The following is a 15,971-nucleotide window of genomic DNA, read 5'->3' as shown; positions in this document are numbered from 1 at the left end:
AAGCCAAGTTTCGAACAAGCTGACAGGCAGAAAGGAATTTGACCGTGCAGTACCTCAAACTCTACGCTGACCCTGACGGCGAAAGCCACTGGGACGATATCAACGTCGAAGTTGAGGAACGCAGTTTTGCGCCACCTGCCCAGGCGATTGAGATTTCCAAGCCGGAACACGTTAGACAAACCATGTTTCTGAGACTTCGGTCAGGATGGAACGAACCCATCCACCCAACACCAGTGGCGCAACGTTTAGTGTGCCTGGCGGGCACAATCCGCGTAACCGCGAGCGACGGAAGTTATCGAGACATTGGCCCTGGCGACGTGTGGCAAATGGAAGACAAATTCGGGAAAGGCCATCATACCAAGGTCACGAGCGACGAAGATTTCGAGGCCGTCATCATCCAATTCGAGTGATTTTAAAGGCAACCAATCCGATGCCCGAGCCTCAAAGGGCGTTCGGAATACTCATCTGTTGATATCCTTCTGACTGCTTAGCAATTTCCAGCTATACTGATCGCAAGACTTCGCACGTGCCGCGGACGGATACGAACCGACGGCCAACCGATTACTGACGCAGAGGGGGATTGCCATGGAACAACGCCTCTCGGCTGTTCTGGCCGCCGATATGGTCGGATATGCCCGCCTGATGGAACTGGACGAGATAGGTGTGCTATCGCGCCAAAAGAAATATCGGCGCGAGCTAATCGACCCGGAAATAAACCGCCGTCGGGGAAGCATCATCAAAACGACCGGAGACGGCATGCTGGCCACGTTCGAGTCGGTTCAGGATGCGGTACAATGCGCTGTAAAAATACAGCAGGCGATGAGCCTGAGGGAAACCGAACTGGAAGCCGATCAGAGAATTCGTTTTCGGGTCGGTATTAATCTTGGCGACGTCATCTTCGACGAAGGCGACATTTTCGGTGACGGAGTGAACGTCGCCGCGCGGCTGGAAGGTTTGGCAGAACCCGGTGGGGTATGCGTCTCGGACATCGTTCATCAGGCGGTACAGGATCGGGTCGACGCCCCATTCCGTGACATGGGTGGGCAGCGTGTCAAAAACATCAGCCGCCCAATTAGGGCCTGGCATTGGTCACCTCAGTCAGGCCCGGTGCGTACAGCTCCTGACATTTCGCTGCAACAGCGCGTGAGGTTCTGCAGATCAGCAGATGGTACTAACCTTGCATGGGCATCCACCGGAGAAGGCATACCCGTGCTGAAAGCCCCTAACTGGCTTAACCATATCGAGTATGAGTGGACCAGCCCGGTCTGGGGGGACTTTCTTTCAGAAACGTCGCAAAAATGCCAATTGGTTCGGTTTGATCAACGCGGCAACGGGCTTTCAGACTGGGATGTCGATGATATTTCAGAAGATAGAATGATCGACGACATGTTGGCCGTGGCCGATGCTGCGGGGCTTGGTCGTTTTGGCCTGCTTGGCATCAGCCAAGGCGCTGCTTTCTCGATTCGCTTTGCAGCAAGATACCCGGATCGTGTGAAATTTCTTGTCTTGCTGGGTGGTTACGTCCGGGGGCGCATGCTGCGAGGGGACGCAGAGGCCGAACAGTTTTATGAAGCATCGCGCGCCATGGTGTCGGCGGGCTGGGGATCACCGAGCCCATTGTACCGTCACTTCTTTACATCCTGCTACATGCCTGACGCCACCCCGGAAGAAGGCGCAAGCTTTGATGAAATGCAACGTATCTCGGCAAGCCCGGAAACAGCCTTGCGGATTATGGAAATGAACGCCTATGTGGATGCGCGTCTGGACGCGCAAAGCCTGCAAGCCCCGACACTGGTTCTCCATGTAAAAGGCGATCTGGCCGCCCCTATCAGTGAAGGGCGGGCAACGGCCCGTGAAATCCCGGCCGCAGCATTTGTTGAGCTACCGGGCGCCAATCACTGCATGATCCGCGGCCATCCGGGATTTGATGAGTTCTTCCAGGAAATCGGGCCTTTTCTCAGGGAACACTCTGACTGAGGCACTTACCGCCCGGACTTGACGCGGATGGCCCTCGCACTTCCCGACAAGCGCGCTGCTTGATTGGTCCGTACGGCCCAAACGTAGAGTTTCTTTACATACCCTGCGCGCAAAGCACGGTTGCGCATGCAGGGTTTGACCGGATCACGTTCTATTGGCCATTGCCGCCTATCCCCAAGGCCCGCGATCTTGCGGCGGCTCTCTCTCAGCATTTGCGCGCCCGGAATGGGATGGGCTGGACTGTTGCGCGAGTTTTCTCAACGCCGCAATGCGGTTTGCCGTCGACGGGTGCGTTGAGAACAGCTTGTCGCGGGTGTGCACGTGTAGGGGATTGATAATAAACATATGCGCAGTCGCGGGGTTACGTTCGGCCGTGTCATTGTCGATACGCGCCGCACCCCTCTGAATCCGCTCAAGCGCAGACGCGAGCGCCAAGGGCTGGCCGCAAATCTCGGCTCCAACGCGATCGGCGGCATATTCTCTGGTTCGGCTGATCGCCATCTGCACCAATCCAGCAGCAAACGGAGCCAGGATCATCAGCGCAAGTGTCCCTACCAACCCAAGCGCGCTATCCCTGCGGCCCCCAAAGAACAGGGCGAAGTTTGCCAGCATTGTGATCGCACCCGCAAATGTCGCAGTCACGGTCATGATCGCGGTGTCATGGTTTTTGATATGCGCCAACTCATGCGCGACGACGCCCGCCAACTCATCCCTCGAAAGGGTCTGCAACAAACCCGCGGTCACCGCTACGGCTGCGTTATGGGGGTTGCGCCCCGTGGCAAATGCATTGGGCTGAGGGGTATCGATCAAGTAGACGGCAGGCGTGGGCATACCTGCGCTTTTTGCCAGACCTTCGACCATCTGCGATAATCCCATCGGATCACCGGCAGGAATTAGGCGCGCATTGTGCATGCGAAGGACCATTTTATCCGAGTTCCACCATGTGAACGCATTCATGCCAGCCGCGATCACCAAGGCAAACAGCATGCCGCCAAACCCGGCAAGCAGGTATCCCAGCCCCATGAACAACGCCGTCATCGCGGCCATCAATATCGCAGTCTTCGTGTAACCCATGTAACGCAAACCTCCGCCGGCTCGCTTGTAGATGTGTGATCAATACGCTGTTCTTGCAATGATTATCGACCTGATCGTCGACAAAGCAACAAATGAAGCCAGTACGCTCGGGGTCAGAGAGATCACGCGCTGTTAAAATAATTTTTTTAAATCTGTATTTTAGAGCATATTCTTCATCTTCCGCCAATCAAATAACCTGACGTGTGAAATACTTTACTTTACGGAAGGCATATTTCTGGCAGTATTATTTTATGTGTTTGTAAAAAGTGTTGCGGGTAGAAGATGTACTTAGCCAAGTTCAACGACCAGTTTTGTGCTGTAGCAGACATCCAAAAAACCGAATTTGCGGAAAAGTTTCCATTGCTGGACAGGGGCGAAGTGCACGCACGGTGGAAAAAAGGGTCGTGGCAGATCACGCGCATAGGCGACATCTGGAAGAGAACCGGAAAGATTTTCTCTGTCCACTATGATGGTGCCGACGCATATCCATCGTTCCAGTTTGACGTGGATGGAACCCCGCTTCCTTTGATGGAAGAGGTGCTTAAAGCACTGCCCCCTGAAATGACGCAATGGCAACGTGCATTTTGGATGACCTCGCCGGTGCCCGAACTTGACGGCGGACTTCCTATACACTGCATTCGATCTGGCGATCGCCGCGTCATCGAAGTCGCAGCCAAAGCGGGCACAGGCTTTCTGAACTGATCTGACGCCCAGCATCGCTTGGACCGTTCAGATCGTGACATCCAGACGCTGAAGTATTGACCACCGCTGTGCGTTTAGCAATTTTCAGGACCGACTTAGTTTTCAACCGAGTAGCAAAATGGCCGAAGCCGCGACCAAGCTCTTTCTCTTTTGCGGTAAACCTGCGTCCGGAAAATCAACGCTTGCCCATCGGCTGGCCGGATCTGACCGCACTGTTGTCATCGCAGAAGACGCGTGGTTGGCTGCTTTGTTTTCGGATCAGATGTCGGCGATCTCGGACTATGTTCGGTGCTCTGGAAAACTGCGCGATATCATGGGGCCGCATATCATCTCGCTTCTCAGGGCAGGAACATCTGTGGTTTTGGACTATCCGGCAAACACACTCAAAGCGCGTGCATGGATGCAAGGTCTTGCCAAAAGCGCAAACGCGATCGGTGAGTTACACTATCTCGACGTTCCAGACGATACCTGCAAAGCAAGGCTGCGGAAGCGAAACGACGCCGGTGAGCATCCCTTTCAACTAACGGACGCGCAATTTGATGAGCTTTGCAGTCACTTTGTCGTCCCGACCGATGATGAGGGTTTTCAGATCATCGTGCATCACCAAGCCTAAAACCGTTGGCACAGCACGCGCCCAGTGTCCATCATGACATGTTAAGGATCGGACCATCCAGCAACCGGATCAGATCTCCAAAGTACCCGCCTGACCGCGCCGGGCGCGTCGGATCGGATGTGATCGCCACGGCAAGCTTGCGATCCGGGTGGGCAGCTATGATCTGCCCTCCGTACCCTCGGGCCAAAGCATAACCTGAAGGCAAAAGAAACCAACCATACCCGTAACCCAAACCAGAAAATGCTGATCTGCCATACGGTTTGGTCGAGGCCGCGATCCAGTTTTCGGGAATGACCTGTTTGTTGGCATACACACCGCGATCCCGAAGCAAAACCGCGATTTTCAACATTGATCTTGGTGTTATCGCCATTTCATTGCCGCCGAGATAATACCCTTGCGGATCGCGCGTCCAGGCTGGGATCTCAATGTCGAGCGGCCTGCCCAGTCGTTCACGCGACAAGGTCAAAAGGCTTTGCCCCGTAGCCTCGGTCAAAGCGGCGCCAAGCACATGTGTGGAACCAGTGGAGTAGAGCATCCGACCGCCCGGAGTTGCGACCATAGGCCTGCTCAGCGCGTCGGCGATCCAGTTCGAAGAACTGATCCATTCCCCGTAGTTCCCACCCGATGTTCTTTCCAAACCTGCCCGAAGGGTCACCAGATCCTCCATCGTGATGTCTTCCGCGCCGGGGGTCGCATTTGCGGGCAGTAACCGTGGCGCAACCTCTTGCAAACTGGCATCGACCGATGAGATTTCCCGCCTGTTGATCGCCGTTCCCAGCAGAAGGGCCACGATGCTTTTGGAGCAGGACTTTATGTTAGCCAGATGATCAAGACCCGGCCCTTTTTGAGCCTTTTCAAAAACTATCTCATCCGCCCGCTGAACCTGAAGCGAATGCAACTGCGTCAGGTTCCGCATCGCATCAGCAAGCAAGGCACTCCGTCCTTGCGCAATAACCGGCGCAGCCAGAGCGGCTGTGGAAGCTATCAGGAATGAACGGCGCGTGATCATGGCTCAGATGTGGTGGCTTTCCCCTCGATGTCCAGCCGTCAACAAAACAACATGGTCAATCCGTCCACTAACGGGGAAGCATGGGTGCGTGCTACAGATGGGTATTGTGGCAACAGGTTGCCGCGATCATTTGCCGATCGGTCATCCGTGCCCCGGCAATCTGTGGTAGACTTGCGTCAAAGGCATTTCGGCAGGAGACGTCCCGTTGCTACCGAATTCACTCCGTCTTGTAATCACCGTCACAACACTTGCGCTTTCGGCAGGTTCCCTGCCCGATCGCGTCGAGGCGTTGTCGTCAGAAATCCCCAACTGGTTGCAAAAGCATGTCGGTACAGGAGATGGCCAAATCGCGCCAATCGTCCTGCAAAGGGCACGTGAACTGTATCGGGAAAAGCTGCGGCAGGGCAAAGTGCGAAACCCCTGCTATCTTGCCAAGGATGCGACCCGTCCCAGCACCTCGGCCAACGGGAATCCCGGGCGGCGGTTCTATGTCATCTGCGAGGCTCAGAAGTCCTTTCGCGCCGTCTCTTCCGGTTATGGAAATGGTCGCAAATTACAGCGCGCCAATTTCGCGAACGGGCGGCAGTGTGCGAAGAATTTCAGCAACGCAGAAGGATCAAAGCTGACGGCGGGCGGGGCTTATATAACCGCTGAAACGCGGACGTCGTTCAAGGGCTATTTCAGCCGCGGCGGTCAAACGAACCCGTTTTACCGCACGTTTCTTTTGTTTGACGGCGAAGGTGAAACAAGCAATGCCCGCGAACGCGCCATCGGCGGCCATCCCGCTATTTTCCTAAAATGGCAATGCCGCTTTAAAAACCCGCAGAGCAAGCACGCCGACGACAACGGATTTGTCCCTTACGGACGGCTCGTGAACTATACCGGCGGTCGAAGCAACGGGTGCACGACATGGTCGCAAACCGCCTCACAAGAGATTTTAGCGTTGGTAGAGGGGAACCCAACGACCTTGTATATCTATCCGGAATCAAAAGATATCAACGCTGTCGCAAAGGCCGTAAAAAAGGGGAAGTCACTGACACGTGCTGGCGTTTACTGGAACGCCGCGTGCCTTCAAGCAATCGGCGCTCCTAAGTTTTGGCCCAAAAGCACGCTCCAACCCATTATCAATCAGTGGAGGGATTCTCTGCCGAAGCAACCCCCGTTAGAGCTGCCGATCTGTAAGTAAGGGATTCTCCATCCAGAGAACCGATCACGCGTTTCTAGTTCGCCACCCCTTCCAAGCAACATTGAGCCCCCCTATTACGCGCCGTTTATGCGATCAAGTGAACAGACTCGCCCGTTGCTATGGCTTGCTGCGCGGCATGTCCCATCCTGACAGCCCACAGACCGTCCTGCAAACTCACATCCGGTTGTGCCTTTTCACCACGAACAACGGCTAGAAATCCCTTGTGCTGATAAAAGGTAGATCCGTTGTGATCCCCCGCCGCCAAAAGCGTTGCGTCAACGGGCACGTCCATTGTCACCGGCCCCTTGGGGTTGCGAGGGCTGACAATCACCTGCGGCAATGGCGGTTCGCCCAGGTGATCCGGCCAGAAACGTCCGGGCCCGGGAACTAAGGCCTCAATCTTGGCATCCGGTCCGACCGCCGATATCTCTTCCTGGTAGCGTGAGCCTTCAGCGAACATGCAAAGCTCTAACATCGCGCGCCCGCCCGAGGCAAAATCGACAATGACATAGCCGTGGTCCAGAATATCCGGTGTTTCGCCATCATATGCCTCATCCAAATGGTTTACCGCCTGCCCGCCGCTTGCCGTGATGCGCACCGGGTCAGACCCAAGTATCAACCGCATCAGATCGAAGAAATGACAGCACTTTTCCACAAAAGTGCCGCCCGTGTTTCGGTTGAACCGGTTCCAGTTTCCGACCTTTTCGAGAAACGGAAAGCGATGTTCACGGATCGACAGCATCTTTACGCCACCCGTCGCTTCGACCTTGTCGATCAAAGCGGTGATCGGCGGCATGTAGCGGTATTCCATCGCCACCCAGATCGGGCACGGATAATCGCGCTGCACCTTTTCCAGCCGGGCCGCATCTGCGGGATCGGTGAACAATGGCTTTTCCACCAACAGCGGTAGCGGCCGGGTATCTGCGACCTCGCAAATCTGATCTACATGCAAATGGTTCGGGCTGGCAATCACAAGGCAATCCAGATCCTCAACCGCCAGAAGCTCTTGCACCGATCCCACCATTGCAGCATCCGGCGCAAGAGCTTTGGCTGCCCGCGCCATTTCCGGATCAGGCTCAAAAATCGCGGACACCCGCGTGCCTTCAAGCAAAGCGATATTGTGCAGATGTTCTTGCCCCATCATACCGCATCCGATCAGCCCGTAATTGATGCTTCGCGTCATGCGCGTTTCCTTCTACTTCAAACGTTGGACATAAGTGGCCCGATCCGGATCGAACCAAGTTTTCGAAAATTCAACGGGTTCCGCCTTTTCCGACCAACTGAACCGCTCGATATAGCCCACCAACTCACCCGCCGCTTTTGTGAACTCCGGCGGCGTCCATTGCGGCAACGGTCGAACCGACACGCGGTCCTCGGCGCGTGTGATCCAAAAGCCAAGTTGGTGCTGGTAATATCGGTAGAGTGAGTCCGACAGCATCTCCCGCTCGATCCGGCCAGCTGATTCGTCCAACCAGATTTCTTCTACGGCGATGATTGTGTCATTCAGGTAGCGCATCCGGCGAACCCGCGACCCAAAGCCTGAGGTGCCAAAGTCCGGCAGCTCAGACGGTTTAGCCAGGTAGTCTACGGCCAGAATATCGGCCTTGGGCAAACCGCCGCCTTCGGGCAGCTCCAGCCGAAACATCGCATAAACACTGTTCTGCGTGCCGCTTTCCCGGACGTAGTTCCCAGACCCCTGAATACGCTCCAGCATCCCTTTTTTCTCAAGCTCGGCCAGCGATTTTCGCAGCGTTCCGACCGAGACATTCAACTGTGCCGCCATCTCGCGTTCGGGCGGCAAGCGTTCGCCGTCGATCAGGCGGCCAGCCGCAATATCGCGGATCAGAAGTTCCGCGATCTGGATGTACACCGGAAGGGCGTTTGGATTTCTGTTGGCCGCGGTCATTATGGGCGCTTCGCTAGGTCGCAGGAAAAATTGATACACCATTGATCTACATCAAAGTGATTGCTACGCAAGAGGAAAAGCAAAACCGACGCGGAGCCCGAATCAGATGACAATCGTCCCCATTACTTCCCCCGATCTGGACGCGGCTGAAGTTTCATGGTTCGCGGCACTGTGTTCGGACGATTACCAGTTTCTGGGCGTTCCTGATGGCGATCTGCGGTCGAGTTGGGAACACTGCTCGGGCATCGTGAAAGAGGCCGAAGCACAGGGGTTTCGCAACATTCTTTGCCCGTCATCTTATCAGGTCGGTCAGGATACGCTGAGCTTTGTTGCCGGGTGCGCGCCGATCACCGAAAAGATCAACATGCTGGCGGCCGTGCGTTGCGGTGAAATGCAGCCAATCATGCTGGCCCGCACCATCGCAACCCTGGACCACATGCTGAAGGGGCGGTTGACGGTAAACATCATCTCCTCCGACTTCCCCGGCGAGAAAGCTGACAGCGCCTATCGCTACCAGCGGTCGCGCGAAGTGGTGGAGATACTCAAACAGGCCTGGACGCAGGATGAGATCAACCATTCGGGTGAGGTATATAATTTCTCTGGGCTGACGACTGATCCGGCCAAGCCCTATCAGACCGGTGGCCCGCTGCTGTATTTCGGGGGTTATTCACCCTCGGCACTGGAGCTTTGCGGCGAGCATTGCGATGTCTACCTGATGTGGCCCGAGACGAAGGACCAGCTTGCCCAGCGCATGAAGGCGGTTCACGCGGTTGCAGAAAACTACAACCGCACCTTGGACTACGGCCTGCGCGTTCACATGATTGTGCGTGACACCGAAGCCGAAGCGCAGGAATACGCGGACTACATCGTTTCAAAACTGGATGATGACTATGGCCGTGCGATCCGCGAAAGGGCGCTGGACGCGACCTCTCTGGGGGTGGCGCATCAGGCCAAAAACCGCGATCTTGCCGATGAGTACGGCTATGTAGAACCGGGGCTTTGGACCGGTGTTGGCCGGGCGCGTTCGGGCTGTGGCGCTGCGTTGGTCGGCTCGACAGATCAGGTCATGTCAAAGATCGAAGACTATCAGAAAATGGGCATCCGCGCGTTTATCTTCTCGGGCTATCCTCATATCGATGAAGCCAAGCACTTTGGTGCCAGGGTGTTGCCCAACCTCAAAACCTGCTCGCTTCCGGAAGCATATGGGCGAGTACCACAGTCGACCCCAGCCACACCGCTGGGCCAAGGAGTTCGCCGCTGATGCAACGTGTAAAACTATCTGACTCGCTGAAAATGAGCCGTCTTGTCTACGGCATGTGGCGTTTGGGTGATGACAGCGACACTTCGTCGGGTCATGTTGAAGCGAAAATACAAGCCTGTCTGGATCAGGGCATCACGACCTTCGATCAGGCGGATATATACGGCGACTACAATGCCGAGGCGGTTCTGGGCGCTGCATTGCGCGCGAACCCCGCGCTGCGTCAACAAATGGAGATCGTCACGAAATGCGATATCATCGCGCCATGCGGTCGGTATGCGCATGCGAAGGTGAAACACTATGACACGTCGCGGGCTCATATCCTGAAATCGGTTGAAACCTCGCTGACCGAAATGGCGATCGACCATATCGACCTGTTGCTGATCCACCGCCCCGATCCGTTTATGGACCACAACGAAACAGGCGCTGCGCTGGACGAGGTTGTCGCCAGCGGCAAAGTGCGCGCGGTTGGCGTATCGAATTTTCGCCCGTGGGACTGGAGCTTGCTTCAATCGGCGATGAAGACGCAACTGGTCACCAACCAGATCGAGATTTCTTTGGGAGAGATCAGTCCGTTCACCAATGGCGATCTGGCGTTTCATCAACAGCATGGCCAGCCCGTGATGGCCTGGTCCCCATTGGGCGGCGGCATGCTGATGGCGGGCAATCCTCCGGTCGGTGTGGTCGCGGATGAAATCGCGGCCGAGTTTGGGGTCGATCGCGCGGCTGTCGCGGTTGCATTCCTTCTGGCTCACCCTGCCGGTATTCTACCCGTTCTGGGCACCAACAATCTGGATCGCATAAAGGGCATATCCGATGCCCTGAAAGTCAAACTGGATCGCGAGACCTGGTTCCGGCTTTACGAGGCGGCGCTGGGGCATGAGGTACCATGATGAATGCAATCTCAAGGGACATGACTCACACCTTCGTCCCCCACAAGGACGACACTCGCACCTTGCGTGATGCTTTCGGTCGCTTTGCCACGGGCGTCACGATCGTAACCTGCAACAGCGAGGATGGCCCGATCTGCATCACGGCCAACAGTTTCTCGTCCTTGTCGCTTGATCCCCCGCTGATCATGTGGGCCGGAGACCGCAATTCCCGCCGCTTCCCGTATTTTCACCGAGCTCGCCATTTCAGCGTGCACGTTCTTTCATCTGATCAGGCCGAGCTGTGCTTTGGCTGCTCCAAGGACGCGCATGCCTTGCGGGACATTGACCATGAGTTGTGTGAAAACGGCACGCCGCTGCTTCCGGACTGCCTGGCACGGTTTGAATGTGAGCAACACGCTTACCACGATGCAGGCGACCACGTTATCGTGGTTGGAAGAGTTCTGAGGGCCAGCATAGCCGAGGGGGATGCGCTGACCTTTTTCGCCGGAAAGTTCGGCCAATTCGCGCAAAAATAAGCGCGTTCTGACGATTGCGGACGCAATCCGCAACTGAACAAGGGAGGATCCGCATGGGCGGATTGACATCGGTGCTAGCACCGATTGCGATCGTGAATGAAACCGCGCTGCGTCTGGGCCGCGCGGTTGGCGTCGTTGCTATGGCGCTTATGGTGATCGCGATCCTGGTCCAGGTTTTCTTTCGATACGTGCTGGGCAACGCGTTGCCCTGGCCGGACGAAGCCGCGCGTTTCTGCATGCTGTGGATGACCGGCCTTATGGCACCGACAGCCTTTCGAAGGGGCGGCTTCGTTGCCATCGACATGGTGCCGTTGATGCTGCCACGCCTGATGGGGCAAATCCTGACCCTTTGCCTTCTGGTCGTGTCGTTGGCCGTGTTGCTGGTCGCCGTCAACATCGGCTGGTCCGAGGTCACAGGCTTTGGCGGCAGATTCGCCACTGCCGCGCTGTATCTGCCAACATCTTTCGGCTTTGACGAATGGTACCGCATACCGCGCAGTTGGATGATGGCGTCTCTGCTGGTCGGCGTGATCCTTCTGATCGCCGTCAATATCGAGCTGATCCTGCGGGCCATCATCACGCTGCTTGGCGGCGGAGATCTTTTACCAAAAATCGCTGATGCACCTGTGGGGGCTGAATAGATGCTGATCTGGTTCCTGCCCACGTTCCTGGTTTTCCTGATGATCGGCCTTCCGGTCTTTTTCGCGCTTTTGGCCGCGCCGGGTATCCTGCTTTGGCTGAACGGACAAACCAACGACATCACGCTGCTGTATCGCAATGTCTATAACGGCATGGACAGCTTTCCCTTGATGGCCATCCCGTTTTTTATGCTGGCCGGCGAATTGATGAACCGCGGCGGTATCACCATCCGCCTTGTTGAATTCAGCCAGGCCCTGATGGGTCATTTCCGGGGCGGTCTGGCGCATGTAAACGTGCTGAGCTCAATCCTGTTCGCGGGGTTGTCCGGCTCTGCTGTGGCCGATACGTCGGCCTTGGGGTCAATGTTGATCCCCGCAATGGAGAAGCAGGGATATACTCGTCGTTTTGCAGCTGCCATCACAGCCGCCAGTTCAGTGATCGGACCAATTATCCCGCCTTCGGGTATCATGATCATCTACGCCTACGTCATGGGCGAAAGCGTCGCCGCCCTGTTCCTAGCGGGCATCGTGCCCGGCGTGATGGTCGGCGTGGGCCTGATGCTGATGATCAAGGTCATGGCCGACAAATACGACTTCCCTGTCGCCAGTCGTAAATATACCTGGCCTGAGCGCCGTCAGGCGAGCCTCAAGGCGTTCTTTCCGCTGCTGACGCCGGTTATCATTCTTGGTGGCATCCTAGGCGGCATCTTCACACCCACCGAAGCCGCTGCCGTGGCCGTAGGTTATGCCTTTATCATCGGATTTTTCGTCCTGCGCACGCTGACCTTCAAAGAGGTGCCCGAGATTCTCAGCAATGCGGGTCTGACATCGGCCGTTGTCCTGCTGCTGGTGGGGGCGGCTATGGCGTTCAAGACCGTCGTCAGCCTGAGCCACGCGCCGGAACAGCTGGCGTCTTTAATCCTGAGCCTGTCTGAAAACCCACTGATCCTTTTGTTCCTGATAAACCTGCTGCTGTTCATCGTCGGCATGTTTCTGGACGCGGGTCCGGCGATTATCATTCTTGGCCCCATCCTCGCGCCGATCTTCACCAGCCTCGGCGTGGATCCGATCCACTTTGCCATTATCATGAGCGTCAACCTGACCGTCGGCCTGGCGACACCACCAATGGGCCTTGTTCTGTTCGTGGCCGCCGCCGTTTCGCGCGAGAAAGTTGAAACCATTGCCAAGGCAATCCTGCCGTTCCTGGCAGTAGAAATCATAGTGATCTTTTTGATCACCTATGTCCCGGCCTTATCCATGACGATCCCAAGAATAACGGGATTTGCAAATTAACTGAGTATCACAGGGAGGAAACGCATGCTCAGAAATTTCCTAAAAACCGCGGCGGTGGCCACATCGCTGGTGGCTGCGTCCGCCATTGCGGCCACGGCGGCCGATTTCACGTTGCGCGCTACGGCAAACTCGAACGAAAATGACGAGGATTACGACGGTCTTGTTGTTTTCAAGAACTATGTCGAGGCGGCCTCGAACGGTGCGATCGAAGTCGAGTTGTTCATTGGCACGCAACTATGTTCGAACGGTGCGGAATGCCTTCAGGGCGTGGCCGATGGTACCATTGATATCTATATCTCAACCTCTGGTGGCGCATCGGGTATTTTCCCATACGTGCAGGTTCTGGACCTGCCATATCTGATGGCTGATGACCGTGTCGCGGAACACGTTCTGTCGGGCGATTTCACCCGCAAAATGCGCGATATGGCGCTGGAAGATTCCGGAGGTGCAATCCGCCTAATGACAATCGGAAACACAGGAGGCTGGCGCAACTTCGCCAACACGCAGCGCCGGATCGCCGAACCTGCCGATATGGAAGGTCTGAAAATCCGCACCGTGGTGGCCGACCTGCCGCAGGAACTGGTCAAGGCGCTGGGTGCATCCCCGACACCAATCCCGTGGCCCGAGCTGTTCACAAGCTTTCAGACCGGCGTTGTCGAGGGATCCAAGAATGGCATCACAGATATCATGGGGATGAAATTTCCCGATGCAGGTCTGCAATATGTCACTCTGGACGGTCACGCCTATATGGGTGCGCTGTGGTGGATGAATAACGCCAAGTTCCAGGACATGCCCGAGGATCTGCGCCGCGTGGTTGTGGACGGTTTCTATGCCTTGCAACAAGCGACGTTTGCCTCACCCAAGCGCAAGTCGATCCAGGCATACGAAGAATTTGTTGCCGGTGGAGGAGACCTCTATGTCCCGACGCCCGAGCAAAAGGAGGCCTTCAAAGAGGCTGCTTCCCCGGTCTATGACTGGTTTCAATCCAACGTCGCCCGCGGAGATGAGATCTTTGTGGCTTTGACCGAGGCCGTGGCCGAAGCCGAAGCTCAGATCAACGCAGCACGTGATGCGGACTTGAACTAACTACCAAAGGGTCGGGCCAATGGCCCGGCCCGTTCAACGAAACGGATACATCCAAACCTTGTAGTCATTTACCAGAACATGCGCCCTTTCGATCTGCTCCGGCGACATTTTCTTGACCACTTCCTCAAGGCTGATCGCCGCGTCGGGGTCGCCGCCAATTGCGCTGAGCGTATACCACATATAGGCCCGAACCAGATCGGGCGCTGGCATGCCCAGACCCAGCTCATAATACCAGCCCACTCCAGATTGCGCCCCCGGATGCCCTTTCATCGATGCGCGCAGATACCATTCGAACGCGCGCTCATGGTCCTGCTCGACACCAAGGCCAAGACCGTACAACACGCCGATCAGTTCCTCGGCCTCGGCATTTCCGGACCGGGCGGCGGGCAAAAGCTCTTCGCGGGCTGCATCAAATTTCCCCTCCTCCATCAGATCACGAGCCTGCTCCAATTCGGCCAGCGCAGGGGTGGCAAGGAAACAAAGGGCAAAAACAAACTGGCGCATGGGGCGATTGTTCTCCTGTGGGCCGGAGCCGCTGCGGCACAGGATTTGCCGCAACCGCTGACGGATGATGACTTTTTGTCCTTTGATATGGAACAGGCCGCGATCGGTCATCAACTGTTTTACGATCCAATTCTGTCGGGCAATCGGAACATCGCCTGTGCGCATTGCCATCACCCGGATTTTGGGACCTCGGATGGTCTGTCGCTGGGCATCGGCGAAGGCGGGCAAGGTGTGGGGCCTGACCGTACGCCGGGTTCTGGAGCCGACAAGATTCGCAAACGCATACCCCGCAATTCACCAGGGCTATGGAACCTTGGCGCCAAAGAGATTCATACCGTTTTCCACGATGGCCGCCTGAGTATTTCTGACGCATATAATAACGGCTTCAACTCACCCGCACAGGAATGGTTGCCGGATGGGTTGAACTCACTTCTGGCGGCGCAAGCGCTGTTTCCGTTGACCTCGCAATTCGAAATGGCGGGCAATGTGGCCGAAAACCAAGTGACTGGCGCGGTCCATGACCGGATCGACAAAGGCTGGCCGATCCTGGCCAAACGTGTACGTACCGATCCGTTTTATGGCCCAGAGATCGCAGCGGCTTTCGACGATATTGAGACGCCTGAAGACATTACAATCACACATATTGCCAACAGTTTGGCGGCCTTTATGGCCATCGAATGGCGCAGCACGGACAGTCCGTTTGATCAGTATCTGGCCGGAAACGCCGACGCCCTGTCACCCACCCAAAAAGACGGGATGGACCTGTTCTACGGAAAAGCGCGCTGCGCCAACTGCCATTCAGGCCCATTACTGTCGGACCAGAGTTTCCACGCCTTGGGTTTGCCACCCTTCGGCCCGGGACGAACCCGACAGTGGGACCCGTTCGTCCGAGACGTTGGGCGCATGGGCGAAAGCAACCGTCTGGAAGACGCGTACCGGTTCCGCACCCCGACGCTGCGCAATGTCGCCCTGACCGCACCATATGGACATAACGGGGCATTTCCCGATCTGGAAAGTATGATCCGCCATCACATGGACCCGCAGGAAAGTCTGGCAAAGTGGACGCCCGAAATGGCCGCATTGCCAAATGTTCCGTGGCTTCAGAAAGCAGATTTCGTGGTTTGGGACGACCGTTTTGAAATGGACCGTCAACGAAACAAGATCGATATTGAGCCGGTCACGTTGAGCGAACGTGAAGTCCAAAACCTTGTTTCTTTCTTGCACGCTTTAACTGGGACGAGCGTGGACACACCGATATTCGGTGTACCCGACAGCTTTGTTCCGTAGACTATCCAATTACCTGTGCTGCCTGACAAT

General features: G+C 56.2%; 17 protein-coding genes. 12 read left to right on the top strand and 5 right to left on the bottom strand.

Annotated features, from left to right (window positions below; all coding sequences use genetic code 11):
* Positions 1-44: 44 nt before the first annotated feature.
* Together LCM21_RS08745 and LCM21_RS08740 are read left to right on the top strand one after the other, a co-directional pair.
* Complete coding sequence (locus LCM21_RS08745; RefSeq protein WP_224890262.1) at positions 45-410, top strand: cupin domain-containing protein; 366 nt, start codon at positions 45-47, stop codon at positions 408-410.
* Positions 411-585: 175 nt separating this feature from the next.
* Positions 586-1,977 carry an alpha/beta fold hydrolase gene (locus tag LCM21_RS08740; protein WP_224890261.1) on the top strand — a complete coding sequence of 464 codons (1,392 nt, stop codon included), beginning with the start codon at positions 586-588 and terminating at the stop codon, positions 1,975-1,977.
* 168 nt (positions 1,978-2,145) lie between these two features.
* On the opposite strand, the gene htpX is transcribed toward LCM21_RS08740, so the two are convergent.
* Complete coding sequence (htpX, locus tag LCM21_RS08735; protein WP_224890260.1) at positions 2,146-3,051, bottom strand: zinc metalloprotease HtpX; 906 nt, start codon at positions 3,049-3,051, stop codon at positions 2,146-2,148.
* A 282-nt stretch (positions 3,052-3,333) separates the two neighbouring features.
* On the opposite strand from htpX, the gene LCM21_RS08730 reads away from it, so the two are divergent.
* Both LCM21_RS08730 and LCM21_RS08725 read left to right on the top strand, forming a co-directional pair.
* Positions 3,334-3,753, top strand: coding sequence for a hypothetical protein (locus LCM21_RS08730; RefSeq protein WP_224890259.1), 420 nt, complete (start codon positions 3,334-3,336; stop codon positions 3,751-3,753).
* A gap of 118 nt (positions 3,754-3,871) precedes the next feature.
* On the top strand, positions 3,872-4,366 hold the full coding sequence (locus tag LCM21_RS08725) for a P-loop nucleotide/nucleoside kinase family protein (protein ID WP_224890258.1): 495 nt from the start codon (positions 3,872-3,874) through the stop codon (positions 4,364-4,366).
* Positions 4,367-4,397: 31 nt separating this feature from the next.
* On the opposite strand, the gene LCM21_RS08720 is transcribed toward LCM21_RS08725, so the two are convergent.
* Complete coding sequence (locus LCM21_RS08720; RefSeq protein ID WP_224890257.1) at positions 4,398-5,375, bottom strand: serine hydrolase domain-containing protein; 978 nt, start codon at positions 5,373-5,375, stop codon at positions 4,398-4,400.
* Positions 5,376-5,580: 205 nt separating this feature from the next.
* Between LCM21_RS08720 and LCM21_RS08715 the strand changes: the two genes are divergently transcribed.
* On the top strand, positions 5,581-6,561 hold the full coding sequence (locus LCM21_RS08715; protein ID WP_224890256.1) for a murein L,D-transpeptidase catalytic domain family protein: 981 nt from the start codon (positions 5,581-5,583) through the stop codon (positions 6,559-6,561).
* Between the two features lie 85 nt (positions 6,562-6,646).
* On the opposite strand, the gene LCM21_RS08710 is transcribed toward LCM21_RS08715, so the two are convergent.
* Together LCM21_RS08710 and LCM21_RS08705 are read right to left on the bottom strand one after the other, a co-directional pair.
* A complete protein-coding gene (locus tag LCM21_RS08710; protein WP_224890255.1) occupies positions 6,647-7,744 on the bottom strand; it encodes a Gfo/Idh/MocA family protein in 1,098 nt (365 codons plus the stop codon).
* Positions 7,745-7,756: 12 nt separating this feature from the next.
* Complete coding sequence (locus LCM21_RS08705) at positions 7,757-8,467, bottom strand: GntR family transcriptional regulator (protein WP_224890254.1); 711 nt, start codon at positions 8,465-8,467, stop codon at positions 7,757-7,759.
* 106 nt (positions 8,468-8,573) lie between these two features.
* Here LCM21_RS08705 and LCM21_RS08700 point away from each other — a divergent pair, with 106 nt between their 5' ends.
* The 6 genes from LCM21_RS08700 to LCM21_RS08675 are packed head-to-tail and all read left to right on the top strand — an operon-like array spanning position 8,574 to position 14,150.
* Positions 8,574-9,728 (top strand): LLM class flavin-dependent oxidoreductase, encoded by a 1,155-nt coding sequence (locus LCM21_RS08700; RefSeq protein WP_224890253.1) that lies wholly within the window; start codon positions 8,574-8,576, stop codon positions 9,726-9,728.
* On the top strand, positions 9,728-10,618 hold the full coding sequence (locus LCM21_RS08695; RefSeq protein WP_224890252.1) for an aldo/keto reductase: 891 nt from the start codon (positions 9,728-9,730) through the stop codon (positions 10,616-10,618). The genes LCM21_RS08700 and LCM21_RS08695 overlap by 1 nt, the downstream gene beginning before the upstream one ends.
* Positions 10,618-11,133: a flavin reductase family protein gene (locus LCM21_RS08690; protein WP_224890532.1), complete on the top strand. Its 516-nt coding sequence runs from the start codon at positions 10,618-10,620 to the stop codon at positions 11,131-11,133. The genes LCM21_RS08695 and LCM21_RS08690 overlap by 1 nt, the downstream gene beginning before the upstream one ends.
* Positions 11,134-11,186: 53 nt before the next feature.
* Positions 11,187-11,774: a TRAP transporter small permease gene (locus tag LCM21_RS08685; protein ID WP_224890251.1), complete on the top strand. Its 588-nt coding sequence runs from the start codon at positions 11,187-11,189 to the stop codon at positions 11,772-11,774.
* Entirely contained in the window at positions 11,775-13,064 is a 1,290-nt protein-coding gene (locus LCM21_RS08680; RefSeq protein ID WP_068334174.1) for a TRAP transporter large permease, read from the top strand.
* Between the two features lie 24 nt (positions 13,065-13,088).
* A complete protein-coding gene (locus LCM21_RS08675) occupies positions 13,089-14,150 on the top strand; it encodes a TRAP transporter substrate-binding protein (RefSeq protein ID WP_224890250.1) in 1,062 nt (353 codons plus the stop codon).
* 33 nt (positions 14,151-14,183) lie between these two features.
* Here LCM21_RS08675 and LCM21_RS08670 read toward each other — a convergent pair whose 3' ends face one another.
* Complete coding sequence (locus LCM21_RS08670) at positions 14,184-14,654, bottom strand: tetratricopeptide repeat protein (RefSeq protein ID WP_224890249.1); 471 nt, start codon at positions 14,652-14,654, stop codon at positions 14,184-14,186.
* A 45-nt stretch (positions 14,655-14,699) separates the two neighbouring features.
* Here LCM21_RS08670 and LCM21_RS08665 point away from each other — a divergent pair, with 45 nt between their 5' ends.
* Positions 14,700-15,941 (top strand): cytochrome-c peroxidase, encoded by a 1,242-nt coding sequence (locus LCM21_RS08665; RefSeq protein ID WP_224890248.1) that lies wholly within the window; start codon positions 14,700-14,702, stop codon positions 15,939-15,941.
* The last annotated feature ends 30 nt before the right edge of the window (positions 15,942-15,971 follow it).

Origin of the sequence: Ruegeria profundi, assembly GCF_020171505.1 — a bacterium.
GTDB classification, from domain to species: Bacteria; Pseudomonadota; Alphaproteobacteria; order Rhodobacterales; family Rhodobacteraceae; genus Ruegeria; species Ruegeria profundi.
This window is presented reverse-complemented; position numbering and strand designations above follow the sequence as displayed.